Raw genomic sequence first — 16,650 nt, forward strand, 5'->3', positions numbered from 1 at the left:
AGGTTTAGCTGATCGCTGCTGCTTTTACGTCTTCGTCTATGTAGGGCACATATTGCGCAAAGTTATCGGCGAACATCCCAACCAATTTTGCGGCCTGCGCATCATAGGCTGCGGCATCTGACCATGTGCTGCGTGGATCAAGCAGGGCATCATCTACCCCTTTAAGGCTGACAGGCACTTCGAAGCCGAAATTGGGGTCTTTGCGGAATTGGCCTTGATTGAGTGACCCATCCAGTGCCGCGGTCAAAAGGGCGCGTGTTGCTCTAATGGGCATACGCGACCCTGTGCCATAGGCCCCGCCCGTCCAGCCCGTGTTCACAAGCCAGCAGGTCGACCCGTAAGTGGCGATTTTTTCGCGCAGAAGGTTGCCATAGGCCTCAGGGCGGCGCGGCATAAAGGGGGCGCCAAAACAAGTTGAGAAGGTTGGTTCTGGCTCGGTCACGCCGCGCTCTGTGCCGGCAACCTTAGAGGTGAAACCTGACAGGAAATGATACATCGCCTGCGCAGGGGTCAGGCGCGCAATCGGAGGCAAAACACCAAAAGCATCACAGGTCAGCATGATGATATTTTTCGGATGCCCACCAAGCCCTGTGTCGGACGCGTTTGAGATCTGCTCCAACGGATAGGCGCAGCGGGTGTTTGCCGTCAGGCTTGCATCGTCAAAATCAAGCTCAAGCGTTTCTTCGTCATAGACCATATTTTCGATCACAGTGCCGAAACTATGGGTCGTGGCGTAGATTTCTGGTTCTGCCTCTTTGCGCAGGTTGATGGTCTTGGCGTAACAGCCACCCTCAAAATTGAAGATGCCGTTTTCTGACCATCCATGCTCATCATCACCAATCAAGACGCGAGCAGGATCAGCGGAAAGCGTGGTTTTTCCTGTGCCAGAAAGACCAAAGAACACCGCGCTATCATCAGGGTTGCCCGTGGCGTGATTGGCCGAGCAATGCATTGGCATGACGCCCTTCTCAGGCAAGAGATAGTTCAACAAGGTGAAAACCGATTTCTTGTTTTCGCCCGCATATTCGGTGCCACCGATCAAGATCAGTTTTTTGTCAAAATTCAGCGCGATCACCGTATCCGTGCGGCAGCCATGTTTCGCAGGATCCGCCTTAAAGCTGGGGCAATTGATGATTGTAAACTCGGGCACAAAGCTGTCCAGTTCTGTGCGCGATGGGCGGCGCAGCAGGTGGCGGATGAACAGGTTGTGCCATGCCAACTCCGAGATTACGCGCACATCAAGGCGGTGGTCTGCATCCGCGCCGGCATAGAGATCTTGCACGAAATATTCGCCGCCCTTCATATGCGCGACCATGTCGGAATAGAGGCGATCGAAGGCATCCATTTCCATGCGGGCGTTGTTGTCCCACCAGATATGCGGCTCGACCGACGGGGTTGCGACAACAAATTTATCTTTAGGAGAGCGGCCCGTATATTTTCCCGTGCTGACCAACAGAGTGCCGCCGTTGCCAAGGCGACCCTCATTGCGGGTCAAAGCGGCCTGAATCAGTGCAGGTTCAAGCAGGTTATAGTGAACCTGGCCCAGATCCGAAATGCCTTGATGCTCCAGCCGATGGGCGGGGTTCACGCGTCCTGTGCTCATGTTCTCTTATGCTCCTGTGCCGATGCTGCTCGGCAGTGATGAAAATCAACGCGGGAACAGAGCTGCACTCAACCCCGCGTAAGCCCCGTATAACATGACGGTTTTATTACTGAACAGGACGCATCCGCACAGTTAGCGCAACCATTTCCCCGATTGGACAAATTTTGTCGAACTCGCCCGATTTGTTGAGGCGCTAACGGTTCGTTCACACGCAGATGCCACATTCTGGCCGCAGAAAAACCGTGATTCGAAATATTTCGATTGATTCTCTCGCTCAGAAAAAGTGTTATACACAAAAAATAAATATAAATTGAGCAGGCATAAGGAGCCAAGACAATGTCGCGGATTGCTCTTGTGGATGACGATCGTAACATCCTGACCTCTGTTTCTATTACATTGGAGGCAGAAGGGTTTGAGGTCGAAACCTATAATGACGGCCAATCGGCCCTTGATGGGTTCAACAGGCGGATGCCCGAATTGGCTGTGTTGGATATCAAAATGCCCCGTATGGATGGCATGGATTTGCTGCAACGCTTGCGGCAAAAATCAAACATCCCCGTGATCTTTTTAACCTCAAAAGATGATGAAATTGACGAATTGATGGGTCTGCGCATGGGTGCGGATGACTATGTCAAAAAGCCATTTTCTCAACGTCTTTTGGTAGAACGCATTCGTTCTATTCTGCGCCGCTAAGAGGCAATCGCCACGGATGCAACGGGCGTTCCTGAAGAAAGCCAGATTTTGGTGCGGGGCGAATTGACGATGGATCCCCTCCGCCATGCGGTGAAATGGAAGGGTCGGGATGTTTCTTTGACTGTGACCGAATTCCTGCTGCTTCAGGCCCTCGCGCAGCGGCCAGGCTTTGTCAAAAACCGCGATCAGCTCATGGATGTGGCCTATGATGATCAGGTCTATGTCGATGATCGCACCATCGACAGCCATATTAAGCGACTGCGCAAAAAGATGCGCGAAGTAGACGATGAATTTAATGCCATCGAAACCCTCTACGGCATCGGCTACCGCTATAATGAGGAATAGATGACACTGACCTCTGACTTTTCGACTTCCGATCCCTCAGGGCGCGATACCCCGCGCTCTGAAGTGGTTTTAGGCGAGGATTGGGAAAAGCCAGAAATTGTCGTGGAACAAGAACTGCGCGCTGCCCGTGATCGGCGCAGCGTTTTCGCGCTGAACCGATCCCCTTTGGCGCGCAAGATCATTCTGTTTAATCTTTTGGGTATTGTCGTGCTGGTGGCGGGGATGCTCTATCTCAACCCGTTTCGTGACAGCCTTGTATTGCAGCGCGAGCGTGCGCTTGCCTTCAAAGCGCAGCTCATTGCCGATGTCTTAGAGGAACGTATCGCGAGTTTTGGCGGCACGATAGACCCGTCCCGCGCGGATCAGGCATTGGCACGCATTGGTCTGGCCGAAGGTTTGTTTGTTCATATTTTTGCACCCGATGGAACAGTCTTAAGCAGCAGCAGCGACATCTCCGTCAACCCCGCTCGACCTGTGCAGGGATTGGTTGAGCGCCCCGAACGGATCATGTGGATCACGGATTTTCTCAACCGTCTTTGGGACTATACGGCCGACCTGATCACCCGCGACACGGGCGGGGCCGCGCCGCTTGATGTTCAGGCACAGGCGCAGGCCCTTATCCCTGAGGCGCTGTCTGGGGCCACGGTCTTAAGCCGCGGGCAATCGCCTGATGGTGCAATTTATCTTGCCGTCAGCGCCGTTGACGGAAGTGCGGGTATTGCCGCGGTGGTTGCCGTTAGCACCGCGGCAGGTGAGGTGGATGATCTGGTGCGCGCAGAACGTGAACAGCTTTTGCAGTTCTTTGTTGTGGCATTGTTGATTTCGATTGTTTTGTCGCTTGTCTTGGCCTCAACCATTGCCAACCCTCTGTCCGATTTGGCCGATGCCGCCGAACTGGGCCGCGATAAAAATGCCCGCAAGCTTAGCCCCACCCGTGTGCGCATCCCTGATCTGACGGGGCGGCCAGATGAAATAGGCCGTCTCTCTGCGGCCCTGCGTGGTATGGTGGGCGCGCTCTATGATCGGATTGAATCAAACGAGCAGTTTGCCGCAGATGTCAGCCATGAGATCAAAAACCCATTGGCCAGTTTGCGGTCAGCGGTCAGCACTTTGCAGCGCGCCAATACGGATGATCAGCGCAGCAGGCTCTATGAGGTGATCACCCATGATGTGCAACGATTGGACAGGCTTGTGTCAGATATTTCGAATGCCTCGCGATTAGATGCTGATTTGGTAAAGGAGGAAGAAGAAGAATTCGATCTTCTGCGAACCTTGCGCAACATCTGCGACTATCACGCGGGCGAGGCGCGCGCGAAAGATGTAAGTTTCATCACGGATTTGCCAGATGCGCCCATCCTGATCACTGGGCTAGAGGGGCGTTTGGCGCAGGTCTTTGTCAACCTCTTGTCCAATGCCTTGTCTTTCTGCGATGCTGGGGATGCTGTCCGCATCTGGGCGCGCAAAAGAGAGGATCGCATTTTGGTGGTGGTAGAAGATACAGGGCCAGGCATTCCTGATGACGCGCTGACGAAAGTGTTCACCCGTTTCTATTCAGAGCGGCCCCAAGCACAATTTGGCAACCATTCGGGCCTCGGCCTTGCGATTTCCAAGCAGATTGTTGAGGCGCATGGTGGGGTGATTTGGGCTGAAAATATTCGCCCCACTGAGGCTGATGTCACCTCCGACCCGCTTGGTGCGCGGTTCATCGTGGGCTTGCCGATTTAATCTATGGCTGAGGATCGTGGGGATTTCGCCAATGCGCTCGATTTGGCGCAGTTTGGCCATATGCATGGTGCTGCGCTGCGTTTGCACGCCACGGCGGTGGCGTATGAAGGGCGGGGGGTTCTTATCTTGGGGGCATCTGGTGCAGGCAAATCCTCGCTTGCGCTTGATTTGATAGCGTTTGGTGCAGAGCTGATCTGCGATGACGCGATCCTGCTTGAGGCCGATACCGAAGGTTTGAGCTTGCGCGCGCCGCCTGAACGCCTGCCGATGATTGAGGCGCGGGGGATTGGGCTTTTGAATGCGGGGCCATTGGTGGATCAGGCCGCCCTTGCGCTTGTCTTATATCTGCAAGATATGCCGCAGCCACGCCTGCCTGCCACCCGCATGGCGATGTGGCGCGGGCATTTTGCGCGTCTTTTGGGTGTCAATGCGCGCGTCCCGCAGACCAGCGCGGTGGTTCACGCCCTGCGACATGGCTTCGCCCCGCTCGCGTAATCGCTTGGATCGCAGCCCATTTGCGCTACAGTTGTGAACAAGCGCCAATGCCACCCGTCCTTAACAAGTGCCAAGCCGATGGATCGCGAAGATAAAACAGGCCACCCAAAGCACAAGCGCCCCTCAGGAGATGACGAGGCGCAACGGGTGGTTTTTGTTACAGGGCCATCTGGTGCGGGCCGCAGTAGCGCCATTCATACATTAGAGGATTTGGGATACGAGGCGATTGATAACCTGCCATTGTCGCTCTTGCCCCGCCTCTTGGAAGGCCCACCTTTAACGCGGCCTCTGGCGCTGGGCACAGATCCACGAAACCGCGATTTCTCCGCACAGGCATTGATTGCTGCGGTCGATGGATTGGCCGCGCATGAGCAGGTTTTATCCGAACTGGTTTATCTCGACTGCGCCGATGATGTTCTTGTTCGCCGCTTTTCAGAGACGCGGCGGCGTCATCCAATGGCCCCCGCTGAGGATACACTGACAGGCATACGCCGTGAGAAGGAATTGCTTAGCCCCGTGCGCGCCCGCGCCACAAGCCTGATCGATACCAGCACCCTCAGCCCGCATGAGTTGCGCGAGGAGATTGCGCGCCATTTTAGCGCAACAACCCCGCATCGCTTGGCGCTGACGATCCAAAGCTTTTCTTACAAGCGCGGCCTGCCGACTGGCGCCGATATGGTGTTTGACTGTCGCTTTTTGGAAAATCCGTATTGGCACGATGATCTGCGCCGATCTGATGGGCGCGACCAAGCCGTGCGCGATTTCATTGCCAAAGATCCGCGGTTCGCACCCTTTTCCACCCAAGTCTTGGGACTGATTGAAACGCTCCTTCCTGCTTATGTTGACGAAGGAAAAACGCATCTGACAGTTGCGTTTGGATGCACGGGGGGGCAACACCGCTCTGTTGCAATGACGGAAATCATCGTAAGCCACCTTGCACAAGCCGGCTGGCAAGTGTCAAAACGTCATAGAGAATTGGAGCGGCGCGGCCTCATCGCCACGCCCTGAAATACAATAGGGTCTTGCGGGTGATAGGGATTGTTATCGTTGCACATGGTGGATTGGCCCGCGAATTGTTGGCCGCGACTGAACATGTGGTGGGGCCTGTTCACGCGGCCCGCGCGATTCCCATCGGCCCCGAAGATGATCGCGCCACCTGCCAACGTGATATTTCTGCCGCCGCAGATGCCGTGGATACTGGCTATGGCGTGGTTGTGGTCACCGATATGTATGGTGGTTCACCCTCGAACTTATCCTTGCCCGCGTGTCGCAGTGCCAACCGCAAAATTCTGACCGGCGTTAATCTGCCGATGCTGATCAAATTGGCCAAATCGCGCCATTTGCCCTTGGATCAAGCGGTGGCGCGCGCCACCGAGGCGGGGCGGCGCTATATCAACAGCTTTGATGGAACCCCTGAATGACCGAGACGGTACGCTGCGTTCTGAAAATCGTGAATGAAAAAGGCCTACACGCGCGGGCCTCTGCGAAATTTGTCNTGAATGACCGAGACGGTACGCTGCGTTCTGAAAATCGTGAATGAAAAAGGCCTACACGCGCGGGCCTCTGCGAAATTTGTCGAAACAGTCGAAAAATTCGATGCCGAAGCGACAGTGAGCAAAGATGGCATTTCTGCTTCGGGCGACTCGATTATGGGCCTTTTGATGCTTGCTGCCTCGATTGGCACTGAAATTGAGGTTGAAACAACTGGCACTCAAGCGCAATCTCTGGCAGAGGCGCTGACGGAGCTTGTCGCAGATAAATTTGGCGAAGGCCGTTAAGGCCCGTTTGCGACAGGCGGCTGGAGGGGACAGACTGCGTGACTGAGACGACAGAAACAAAATCTGGCGCAGCGCCCATCGTGGCGGCCGAAGTGCCGCAAGGCCCCGTCTATGATCGGCGCAGCCTGACCTACTCCAACACATTCGACAGCCCCGTCACACGCACGATTATTCGGGCGATAGAATGGATGACGGGCAAGATCACGATCATCCGCCGCGTGCGTGCATTTGAAAAACTTGGTGCCCCGAAAGGGCAGGAGTTTTGGCCTGCTACGATGAAGGTCATGGGCATTGATTTGCTGACCCCAGAGGCACAGCTTGACCGTATTCCCGCAACAGGGCCCGTGGTGTTGGTGGCCAATCATCCGCATGGTTTGGTGGATGGCATGATCTTGGCTGATCTGATCGGGCGCAAAAGGCCAGATTACCGCATTTTGACCCGCGCGCTGTTGACTGGGATTGATGAAAGCGCGGCTCAATACATGATCCCCGTGCCGTTTCCCCATGAATCCGAGGCCCAGCGCAAAATGGTTGAAATGCGCGACAAAGCGATGAGTCATCTCAAGGCGGGCGGTTTGATTGCGCTTTTCCCATCAGGGGTGGTCGCCGCCGCAAAAACCGCCTTTGGCCCTGCGGTTGAAGCGGAATGGAATGTGTTTACCGCAAAGATGATCCGCACATCGGGGGCAACAATTTTGCCGCTCAATTTCCCTGGATCAAATTCGCGGTGGTATCAAATTGCCAATCGGATTTCGCCCATTTTGCGGCAGGGTCTTTTGCTGCATGAGGTGGCCCATGCGTTTGATAAACCGCAGGCCCCTGTAATCGGGCACCCGATCCTACCAGAAGACTGGAAGGAGGCCAGCGCCTCCCCGCGTCAATTTATGGCCGATTTGCGGGAGCATGTTTTGTCTTTGAAAGACAACCCTGACGCGCGATTTATGTCTAGGCCCTAGCGGGTGGGCACGGGCACTTCGCCCCGATAATCGTAAAAGCCACGCTCGGTCTTGCGTCCTAGCCACCCTGCCTCGACATATTTGGTCAAAAGCGGGCAAGGCCGATATTTCGTATCGGCTAATCCATCATGTAAGACATTCATAATGGCAAGGCAGGTGTCCAAACCGATAAAATCCGCCAATTCAAGCGGCCCCATTGGATGATTGGCGCCAAGCTTCATCGACTCGTCAATTGATTGCACGCTGCCGACACCTTCGTAGAGGGTATAAACCGCCTCGTTGATCATCGGCATCAGGATGCGATTAACGATGAACGCAGGAAAATCTTCTGCTGTGGCCGATGTTTTCCCAAGGCGATCCACGACCGCCTTACATGCCGTAAAGGTTTCGTCATCTGTTGCGATGCCGCGGATCAGTTCAACCAACTGCATCACGGGCACAGGGTTCATAAAGTGGAACCCCATAAATTTCTCAGGCCGATCCGTGCGACTGGCCAAGCGCGTGATGGAGATAGAGGAGGTGTTGGATGTCAAAATCGTATGCGGCTGCAAATGTGGAAGCAGATCTTCGAAGATGGCTTGCTTCACAGTTTCGCGTTCAGTCGCGGCCTCGATGATGAGATCAGTTTTGCCCAAGTCAGAGAGGTGCAATGTCGTATGGATGCGCGCCAAGGCATTTGCCTTATCTGCGGCCGAGATTTTCTCGCGGCTCACTTGGCGCTCAAGGTTGCGGTCAATCAGCGCTACGCCCTTGTCCAACTGATCTTGGCTGACATCGTTCAGCCAGATTTCATAACCTGCCAAGGCGCAGACATGCGCGATGCCATTGCCCATCTGGCCTGCGCCTACGATGCCGATTTTGCTGATTTCCATCGCTGAACCTTTGTCTTGAAAACGCGTGGTCTTTGCACGCCGCACCATAAAAGGCGAAGCCCCAAAGACACAAGCCGTAACCGCGCAAAAGCGGTGCAGCAGTTGAGAATGCAAAGCTGCAGGATCATTCAAAAATCAACATAAAATCTCGTAAAATCTGATGGTTAGGGAATTCGTAAGAGGCTTTGGCCATTCTTTCCGTTGGGTGAGACGAATCAAGGTGGGAGCAGGCAATGAGCTTTGCCTTCAAGGGGCATGGCCCCCTCGATTATAAACTTGTGACCTATGAGGGGTCACAGATGCGGTTTCGTGGGCCGCAAATTGATCTAACCAAGCCGTTTTTGCTGTGTTTGGGCGGCTCTGAGACATTCGGCAAATTCGTGCCGCAGCCCTATCCTGACCGCTTGTCGGCGATGTTGGGGCGCCCCGTGGCGAATATGGCCGCAATGAATGCGGGGTTGGAATTGGCGCTTGGCGATGGGGCTATCGCCGATGCGATGAGTAGGGCCGAGGCGATTGTGTTGCAAATTACAGGTGCGCATCACCTGACCAACCGCTTTTATCAGGTGCATCCACGCCGCAATGATAGGTTCCTGCAACCCTCTGACATATTGCGGGTAATCTATCGCGAGGTTGATTTCACGGATTTCCACTTCTCGCGCCATATGTTGGAACATCTTTTAACCTGTTCCGAAGATCGGTTTCAGATCGTTGTGGATGAATTAAAGATGGCTTGGATGGCGCGTATGCGCAGCCTTTTGAACCGCGCCATTTGTCCAGTTCACTTGCTATGGATCGGGCACCGCCCTCCTGCGGAAACGGGCTATTGCCGTGAGTTGGGGGCAGACCCGCTTTTCGTCACCAAAGGAATGTTGGAAGAAATTGCTGCGCAAGCGGCCTCATTGACGATCTGCGTGACAACGCGTGAGGAGCAACAAAAACCAACGCGGGGTATGTTTTTTGGATTGGGAGAAGAGAAAATAGCGCGTGCTTTGCTTGGGCCTGACATCCATGTCCGCGCGGCGCGTGATCTCTCAGAAAAAATCCTCAAGCTTTAGAAAAAACAAAACCCGCGCCACAAATTCGGGGCGCGGGTCTTTAGAGCCAAGTTTGATTGGATCAGAGCTTGCCTGTCAATTCAGGCACGACATCAAACAAATCCCCAACCAGCCCGTAATCCGCCACTTGGAAGATGGGGGCTTCTTCGTCTTTGTTGATTGCCACAATCACCTTGCTGTCTTTCATACCTGCAAGGTGCTGAATGGCACCTGAGATACCAACGGCAACATAGAGATCCGGCGCGACAACCTTACCCGTCTGGCCCACCTGCCAATCATTGGGGGCGTAGCCAGAATCGACCGCTGCACGGCTTGCACCAACCGCAGCGCCCAGCTTGTCGGCCAGTCCTTCAATGAGGGCGAATTGTTCTTGGCTGCCAACGCCGCGACCGCCAGAAACAACGATCCCTGCAGAGGTCAGTTCGGGACGATCCGAAGCAGCCACCTTATCCTCAACCCATTGAGACAGGCCTGTTGTGGCGGCTGTGCCAAGGGCCTCAACAGGGGCTGAGTTGCCAGTGGCGGCGGCATCGAACCCTGCGGTGCGGATGGTCATGACCTTCACGCTGTCGTTTGATTTTACCGTTTGGATGGCGTTGCCCGCGTAAATGGGGCGCTCGAACGTGTCGGCATCCACAACGCCCACAACTTCGGAAATGATCATCACATCCAGCAAAGCGGCCACACGGGGCAGCACGTTTTTTGCGTCCGAGGTCGCCGCAGCAGCAATATGGCTATAGCCACCCGCCATCGACACGATCAAATCGGCAACGGGTTCGGCCAACATGTGGCAAAAGCCGTGATCGCCCGCAAAGATTACTTTGGATGCGCCTGCAAGGGTCGCGGCCTCTGCAGCAGCGGCATCGCTACCTTCGCCTGCAACCAGAATATGAACATCGCCCAAACCAGATACGGCTGTCAGGGCCTTGGACACCTGATCAACGGCAAGCTGGCCGTTGGTGACATCTGCAAGAAGAAGAACCGCCATCAGATTACCCCCGCTTCGTCTTTAAGTTTCGTGATAAGCTCTTCAACCGAAGCCACCTTGATGCCCGCCTTGCGGGTTTCTGGCTCGGTCGTTTTGATCACTGTCAAACGCGGGGTCACATCCACGCCGTAATCTGCCGCCGTTTTTTCATCGAGGGGCTTTTTCTTCGCCTTCATGATGTTTGGCAGTGACGCGTAACGCGGCTCGTTCAAGCGCAGGTCAACCGTGACGATTGCGGGCATTTTGACTTTAATTGTCTGCAAGCCGCCATCAACCTCGCGGGTCACAGTGGCGCTGTCGCCCTCGACCTCAAGGGCAGAGGCGAAGGTGGCTTGGCTCCATCCCAGAAGGGCGGCAAGCATCTGACCGGTTGCGTTCATGTCATTGTCGATGGCCTGCTTGCCTGCAATCACAAGGCTTGGGCCCTCGTCTGCAATCACAGCTTTCAGGATTTTGGCAACGGCCAGAGGCTCGATATCCTGATGCACATCATCGGCGGCTTCTACAAGGATCGCGCGATCTGCCCCCATGGCCAAAGCGGTGCGCAATGTGTCTTGCGCCTGTTTGACGCCGATGGACACAACCACCACTTCCTCAGCCTTGCCCGCTTCTTTCAGGCGGATTGCCTGTTCCACGGCAATCTCGTCAAACGGGTTCATCGACATTTTCACATTGGCGAGATCAACACCCGAGCCATCCGCTTTGACACGAACTTTTACGTTATAGTCGATCACGCGCTTGACCGGCACCAGAATTTTCATCCGCACGTTCTCCAGTTAAAGCATTTCGATCACGCGCCGCAGCGCGATTATTCAGACGTTGTTGTAATCGCTGATTCCCTGCGGCAACAGACCAAAAGCGGCATCTGAGACGCTCTAACGCGGCGCTGCTCTCGAGAAAACTAATTTTAAAGGCTTGTTTGCGGTAACCTAGTCAGCCTCGCGATTGGCGCCTGGTGTCCACAAAATATCGGCTTTGCCACCCTCATTGGCCACGCGACCCGCAACGAAGAACCAATCAGAGAGGCGGTTTAGATATTTCACCGCCATAGGGTTGACCGATTCCATCGTTGCCAATTCCACGCAATTGCGCTCGGCACGGCGGCAGACGGTGCGACACATGTGCAGATGTGCCGACAAGGCGGTGCCACCTGGCAAAATGAAACTGCGCAGCGGTTCCAAATCGGCGTTCATCTTGTCGATTTCTTTTTCCAAACGCGCCACTTGCGCCTCAACAATACGTAGGGCGGGATAGGGGCGTTCGGCGTCTTTCTCGATATTTGGGGTGCAAAGATCAGCCCCGAGGTCGAAAAGATCGTTTTGAATGCGGGCAAGATGCGCATTCATGTCATCACTGGCTTCAAGCCGCGCGATGCCCAAGGTCGCGTTCAACTCGTCCACGGTTCCATAGGCTGTAACGCGCATGGAATGTTTCGCCACGCGGCTGCCATCACCCAAGGCGGTTTCACCGTCATCACCTGTTTTTGTGTAAATTTTGTTCAAAACGACCATAGGTCTGCTCCCTTAATTGGCTGGCTAGCCGCGCAAAATGACAAAAAGAACGATCAAAATCACCGCCACAAATTGTGCGATGATACGGGCTTGCATGAATTTATTGGATTGCTTCGCGCTTTCGGCGGTGCCTTTGCGGAAAGAATTAATGCCAAGAAACAAGATCGCCACAACGACCAGACAGGCCAAGGCGACAACAATAAAAAGTGGGTCGTTGATCATTTGGGTTTCCCTTCGGTCGTGGCGGTCTGTGATAGGCCACAGCTAGGGCGTTTTTCACAGAGGCGAATTATTTTTGCCAGAGGGCAGTGGACGGATGCGGCAATCTCACCCTTTTGCGATCAGCCAATCAAGGGCGCGGGTCGGTAACACCCGTTTCGCGGTCGACATGAAATAGCTTGGCGTTGTGATGTAATAGCGCGGCTTGGGGCGTGGTGCCTCAAGCGCATGAACAAGCTTCTTCAGAACCGCCTCGGGAGGCAGTTCAAAGGGGTCAGGCCCGCGCTCTTCGTAGAGGCGTTTCAACAAGCCGTTGCGATATTGATCCGCGCGTGCAGAATTTTCCCAATCAATCCATTTTTCGAAAAGCGGAATAGAATTCTGTCGGATTTTCGAGGTGACGGGCCCCGTGTTCAATGTGCTGATGCTGATATTTGTATCCCGCATCTCAAGGCGCAGCGTGTCGGTTAGCCCTTCAAGCGCGAATTTGGTCGACACATAGGCCGCGCGCCATTTCAAGGTCACAAGGCCTAAGATAGACGAATGTTGCACGATGCGGCCATGCCCCTGTGCGCGCATCACAGGGATCACGCGGCGCGTCAGATCATGAACGCCAAAGACATTGGTTTCGAAAATCTCGGCCAAAGCGCCGCGTGGCAAATCTTCGACTGCACCAGGGATACCAAAGGCCCCGTTTGAGAAAAGCGCGTCAAGGGTGCCGCTCGTCATCTCAAGGCAGTTTGCAAGCCCTGTCTCCACAGATGCAGGGTCGGCGTAATCCAATTGCACGGCCTCGAACCCATTGGCGCGCAGCGCCGCAACATCCGCCGCTTTGCGGGCGCTTGCGATGACCCGCCAACCGCGTGCCCGCAACCCGCGCGCGCAGCACGCCCCGATGCCTGACGAACAGCCTGTTATCAGAATAGATTTTGTCATGGTCTTTGCCTTTGCCCTGTCGCAGCCTTTGCTATGTGTGACGCACAAAATGCGCAATCACGGATCACAGCGGTGACCTGCTATTCTGGCGATCTGGGGCAAAAAACCGCGCAGGCGAGGAATAATTTATCGCAATGGGCGCACGGGGCGCTTGTTTGGTCGGGGCAATTTGCCTATCAGGTTGTGCAATGAGCGAGCAGAATGACAGTTTTGACGAGAAGCGGGAAGTTGAGCCGCTCAGCCGTGCCATTGGCACGCGCTATCTGCAATATGCGCTGTCCACCATCATGCATCGCGCCCTGCCTGATGCGCGTGATGGCCTGAAACCTGTTCATCGCCGCATCCTGTTTGCAATGCGCGAGTTGCGTTTGGCCTCGAACGGGGGCTTCCGTAAATCTGCGAAAATCTCGGGCGATGTGATGGGGAATTACCACCCACATGGCGATGCCGCGATTTATGACGCAATGGCGCGCTTGGCCCAAGATTTTAACCTGCGCTATCCACTGGTTGATGGTCAGGGAAATTTTGGAAATATTGATGGCGATAACCCCGCGGCAAGCCGATATACTGAGGCGCGCATGACCGCGATGGCCGAGGCGCTGCTTGAAGGGTTGGACGAAAACGCCGTTGATTTCCGCCCCAATTACGATGGCACCTTGACGGAACCCGAGGTTCTGCCCGCAGCCTTCCCCAATCTTTTGGCCAACGGGGCGAGCGGGATTGCGGTGGGCATGGCCACAAACATTCCTCCGCATAATTTGGACGAGCTCATCGCCGCGTGTTTGCATTTGATCAAAACCCCAGATGCCCGCGATGAAACACTTTTGAATTATATCCAAGGCCCCGATTTCCCCACAGGCGGCGTGATTGTCGAGCCGCGTGATAGTATCGCGGAAACATATCGCACGGGCCGTGGCGCGTTTCGTTTGCGTGCAAAATGGGAGGTCGAGGATCAAGGCCGCGGATCATGGGTGATCGTGGTTACAGAAATCCCGTTTCAGGTTCAAAAATCCAAGCTGATCGAAAAGCTGGCCGAACTGATCCAAACAAAAAAAGTGCCGATTTTGGCGGATCTTCGGGATGAATCGACCGAAGATATTCGCATCGTGCTTGAGCCGCGCTCGCGCAATGTAGACCCAGAAGTTTTGATGGGGATGCTGTTCCGCAATTCAGACCTTGAGACGCGGTTTTCGTTGAATATGAATGTGCTGATCGATGGGCGCGTGCCAAAAGTGTGCAGCCTCAAGGAAGTGCTGCGCGCCTTCCTCGACCATCGCCGCGATGTATTGATCCGCCGTTCCGAGCATCGCATGGCAAAAATCGATCACCGCTTAGAGGTTCTTGAAGGCTTTCTGATCGCCTTCCTCAACCTTGACCGCGTGATTGATATTATCCGCTATGACCAAGACCCCAAAGCTGCATTGATGCGCGAAGATTGGTCACGCACATTCGTGCGCGCCACCTCCGAATTGGATTATCAGACCCCGCCCGAAGGCGAGGGTGAACTGACCGAAACGCAAACCGATGCCATTCTCAATATGCGTCTGCGCAGTCTGCGCCGACTGGAGGAGATGGAATTACAGCGCGAACGTGACGCGCTGATGGAGGAGCGTGCGGGCCTAGAGGATTTGTTAGAAACCGAAAGCCTGCAATGGGCGCGGATTGCCGATGAATTGCGTGAATTCCGCAAGAAATTTGGCGCAAGCGCCGAAGGTGGCGCACGCCGCACCGCCTTTGCCGAAGCGGGCGAGATTGAAGATGTGCCGCTTGAGGCGATGATTGAGCGCGAACCGATTACGGTGGTGTGTTCAGCCATGGGATGGGTGCGGGCGGTCAAAGGCCATGTTGATCTTGGCACAGAGATGAAGTTCCGCGATGGCGATGCGGGCCGTTTCCTGTTCCATGCGGAAACAACCGATAAGTTGCTGGCTTTTGCCTCCAACGGACGTTTCTACACGATCCAAGCCTCAAACCTGCCTGGCGGGCGCGGCTTGGGCGAGCCGTTGCGCTTGATGGTCGATTTGCCCAATGAGGCCGAGATTTTGGCGTTCTTCCCCTATCGTGAGGGGCAAAAGCTACTTTTAGCCTCCAGTGCGGGGGATGGGTTCCTCGTTGCTGAAGATGAGGTTTTGGCGCAGACGCGCACGGGGCGGCAAGTCTTGAATCTGCGCGAAGGTGTGCGTGCGGTTGTCTGCCATAGATTGGCGGCAGAGGATGATCACATCGCCGTTGTCGGTGAAAATCGCAAAGTGCTGATCTTCCCTCTTGACGAATTGCCCGAACTTGGGCGCGGTAAAGGTGTGCGGCTGCAAAAATACAAAGATGGCGGTTTGGTCGATGCGCGTGGCTTGCGTTTGGCTGATGGTCTAAGTTGGTCTGATCCTGCGGGACGCACTCGCACGGAAACAGAACTTGCCGATTGGATTGGCAAACGGGCCACAGCAGGGCGCATGGCACCGCGCGGTTTCCCAAGGGATAACCGCTTTACATAACCGCTTTGACAACACTGGGGGTCTGTCATGCGATTTTTAACATTCTCAAGGCGCAGTGTTGCGGCGGGAATGATGTCCCTGCTGCTACTTGGTTGTGCAGCCCCCGATCCTTTGGGTCAGGCGCAAATCCCGATGGGGGATTTTGCCTTGGGGTTCAATATTGTTGTTGCTGATAATATGCAGCAAGTCCCCCCCTCACGCGATGCCACACCCGAAGAGTGGATTGCGGTGATCTCCTCAGAGATTGATCGCCGATTTGGCGCATATGAGGGGGATAAGCTCTACCATATTGCGCTGAGTGTAGATGCCTATTCTCTGGCCCCTCCTGGTATTCCCGTCCTTCTCAGCCCAAAATCGGTTTTGGTGATTTCTGCCAATATTTGGGACGATGCGGCAGGGGTGAAATTGCATGAGGTGCCCAACCAAATCACCATTTTTGAGGGCGCGTCACCCGATACGATATTTGGGTCGGGCTTCACCCGTGACCGCGAAGAACAGATGCAGATTTTGGCCCGCAACGCGGCCAAGCGCGTGCAGGCATGGATGCTTGAAAACCCGCAATGGTTTGGCATTGACCCAGATGCGGCAAATGCGGCGCTTGAGGGATTAGATGTGCCCCCCGATCCTTTGGCTGAGGCGGATCTTACTGCCCTTGAGGTGCCCGAAATGGCCGTGACAGAAACCAGTGCCACGCCAACTGTCACGCCCGTTCCACGTCCTGCGCCCTAACCCAGTTTGCAACCATGGGCTGAATGGTCTGAATGTCGTCTTGATTTTTTGTCTCAAGCCTCGTAACGAGCGCGCGTGTTGAACTCGGGCACAGATTTTGCCCCCCAAAAAATGAGGCGCCAGGGCTATGGCAAAGGAAAAGTTTGAACGTAATAAGCCGCACGTGAACATTGGCACGATTGGTCACGTTGACCACGGCAAGACGACACTGACAGCTGCGATCACGAAGTATTTTGGTGATTTCAGAGCG

Annotated in this window: 17 protein-coding genes and 1 pseudogene; 11 read left to right on the forward strand and 7 right to left on the reverse strand. The window is 54.9% G+C overall.

Annotation, left to right across the window (positions count from 1 at the left end):
- Nucleotides 1-4: 4 nt before the first annotated feature.
- Nucleotides 5-1,603, reverse strand: coding sequence for a phosphoenolpyruvate carboxykinase (locus tag RYZ18_RS12925; protein WP_317657274.1), 1,599 nt, complete (start codon nucleotides 1,601-1,603; stop codon nucleotides 5-7).
- Nucleotides 1,604-1,939: 336 nt separating this feature from the next.
- Between RYZ18_RS12925 and RYZ18_RS12930 the strand changes: the two are divergent.
- The 7 genes and pseudogenes from RYZ18_RS12930 to RYZ18_RS12960 all read left to right on the forward strand — a co-directional run bounded on the left by RYZ18_RS12930 (nucleotide 1,940) and on the right by RYZ18_RS12960 (nucleotide 7,595).
- Nucleotides 1,940-2,641 (forward strand): annotated as a pseudogene (locus RYZ18_RS12930) (response regulator).
- The gene (locus tag RYZ18_RS12935) at nucleotides 2,642-4,366 is read left to right on the forward strand and encodes a sensor histidine kinase (protein WP_317657275.1); all 1,725 of its coding nucleotides are present in this window, start codon (nucleotides 2,642-2,644) and stop codon (nucleotides 4,364-4,366) included.
- Nucleotides 4,367-4,369: 3 nt separating this feature from the next.
- Complete coding sequence (locus tag RYZ18_RS12940) at nucleotides 4,370-4,861, forward strand: HPr kinase/phosphorylase (protein ID WP_317657276.1); 492 nt, start codon at nucleotides 4,370-4,372, stop codon at nucleotides 4,859-4,861.
- A 78-nt stretch (nucleotides 4,862-4,939) separates the two neighbouring features.
- Nucleotides 4,940-5,869, forward strand: coding sequence for an RNase adapter RapZ (gene rapZ, locus RYZ18_RS12945; protein WP_317657277.1), 930 nt, complete (start codon nucleotides 4,940-4,942; stop codon nucleotides 5,867-5,869).
- Nucleotides 5,870-5,889: 20 nt separating this feature from the next.
- On the forward strand, nucleotides 5,890-6,282 hold the full coding sequence (locus RYZ18_RS12950; RefSeq protein ID WP_317657278.1) for a PTS sugar transporter subunit IIA: 393 nt from the start codon (nucleotides 5,890-5,892) through the stop codon (nucleotides 6,280-6,282).
- A 78-nt stretch (nucleotides 6,283-6,360) separates the two neighbouring features.
- Nucleotides 6,361-6,639 (forward strand): HPr family phosphocarrier protein, encoded by a 279-nt coding sequence (locus RYZ18_RS12955; protein ID WP_317657279.1) that lies wholly within the window; start codon nucleotides 6,361-6,363, stop codon nucleotides 6,637-6,639.
- A 38-nt stretch (nucleotides 6,640-6,677) separates the two neighbouring features.
- The gene (locus RYZ18_RS12960; protein WP_411567118.1) at nucleotides 6,678-7,595 is read left to right on the forward strand and encodes a lysophospholipid acyltransferase family protein; all 918 of its coding nucleotides are present in this window, start codon (nucleotides 6,678-6,680) and stop codon (nucleotides 7,593-7,595) included.
- Here the strand turns inward: RYZ18_RS12960 and RYZ18_RS12965 are convergent.
- Entirely contained in the window at nucleotides 7,592-8,467 is an 876-nt protein-coding gene (locus RYZ18_RS12965) for a 3-hydroxybutyryl-CoA dehydrogenase (RefSeq protein WP_317657280.1), read from the reverse strand. The two genes, RYZ18_RS12960 and RYZ18_RS12965, sit on opposite strands and share 4 nt — an antisense overlap.
- 233 nt (nucleotides 8,468-8,700) lie before the next feature.
- Here RYZ18_RS12965 and RYZ18_RS12970 point away from each other — a divergent pair, with 233 nt between their 5' ends.
- Complete coding sequence (locus tag RYZ18_RS12970; RefSeq protein WP_317657281.1) at nucleotides 8,701-9,525, forward strand: DUF6473 family protein; 825 nt, start codon at nucleotides 8,701-8,703, stop codon at nucleotides 9,523-9,525.
- Nucleotides 9,526-9,586: 61 nt separating this feature from the next.
- On the opposite strand, the gene RYZ18_RS12975 is transcribed toward RYZ18_RS12970, so the two are convergent.
- The 5 genes from RYZ18_RS12975 to RYZ18_RS12995 all read right to left on the reverse strand — a co-directional run bounded on the left by RYZ18_RS12975 (nucleotide 9,587) and on the right by RYZ18_RS12995 (nucleotide 13,179).
- The gene (locus RYZ18_RS12975; protein WP_317657282.1) at nucleotides 9,587-10,513 is read right to left on the reverse strand and encodes an electron transfer flavoprotein subunit alpha/FixB family protein; all 927 of its coding nucleotides are present in this window, start codon (nucleotides 10,511-10,513) and stop codon (nucleotides 9,587-9,589) included.
- The gene (locus RYZ18_RS12980) at nucleotides 10,513-11,274 is read right to left on the reverse strand and encodes an electron transfer flavoprotein subunit beta/FixA family protein (protein WP_317657283.1); all 762 of its coding nucleotides are present in this window, start codon (nucleotides 11,272-11,274) and stop codon (nucleotides 10,513-10,515) included. The genes RYZ18_RS12975 and RYZ18_RS12980 overlap by 1 nt, the downstream gene beginning before the upstream one ends.
- Nucleotides 11,275-11,442: 168 nt before the next feature.
- Nucleotides 11,443-12,024 carry a cob(I)yrinic acid a,c-diamide adenosyltransferase gene (locus RYZ18_RS12985; protein ID WP_317657284.1) on the reverse strand — a complete coding sequence of 194 codons (582 nt, stop codon included), beginning with the start codon at nucleotides 12,022-12,024 and terminating at the stop codon, nucleotides 11,443-11,445.
- Nucleotides 12,025-12,048: 24 nt separating this feature from the next.
- Complete coding sequence (locus tag RYZ18_RS12990; protein WP_317657285.1) at nucleotides 12,049-12,246, reverse strand: twin transmembrane helix small protein; 198 nt, start codon at nucleotides 12,244-12,246, stop codon at nucleotides 12,049-12,051.
- Nucleotides 12,247-12,351: 105 nt separating this feature from the next.
- On the reverse strand, nucleotides 12,352-13,179 hold the full coding sequence (locus RYZ18_RS12995; RefSeq protein WP_317657286.1) for an SDR family NAD(P)-dependent oxidoreductase: 828 nt from the start codon (nucleotides 13,177-13,179) through the stop codon (nucleotides 12,352-12,354).
- A gap of 188 nt (nucleotides 13,180-13,367) precedes the next feature.
- On the opposite strand from RYZ18_RS12995, the gene RYZ18_RS13000 reads away from it, so the two are divergent.
- From RYZ18_RS13000 to RYZ18_RS13010, 3 genes are all read left to right on the forward strand, one after another.
- Nucleotides 13,368-15,671 carry a DNA topoisomerase IV subunit A gene (locus tag RYZ18_RS13000; RefSeq protein WP_317657287.1) on the forward strand — a complete coding sequence of 768 codons (2,304 nt, stop codon included), beginning with the start codon at nucleotides 13,368-13,370 and terminating at the stop codon, nucleotides 15,669-15,671.
- 27 nt (nucleotides 15,672-15,698) lie between these two features.
- Nucleotides 15,699-16,400, forward strand: a complete 702-nt coding sequence (locus RYZ18_RS13005) for a hypothetical protein (RefSeq protein ID WP_317657288.1) — start codon at nucleotides 15,699-15,701, stop codon at nucleotides 16,398-16,400.
- Between the two features lie 127 nt (nucleotides 16,401-16,527).
- Nucleotides 16,528-16,650 (forward strand): GTP-binding protein (locus tag RYZ18_RS13010; RefSeq protein ID WP_317657311.1); only part of this gene is annotated, 123 nt, incomplete at its 3' end.

Source organism: Roseovarius sp. 10 (assembly GCF_033100315.1).
Taxonomy (GTDB): Bacteria; Pseudomonadota; Alphaproteobacteria; order Rhodobacterales; family Rhodobacteraceae; genus M30B80.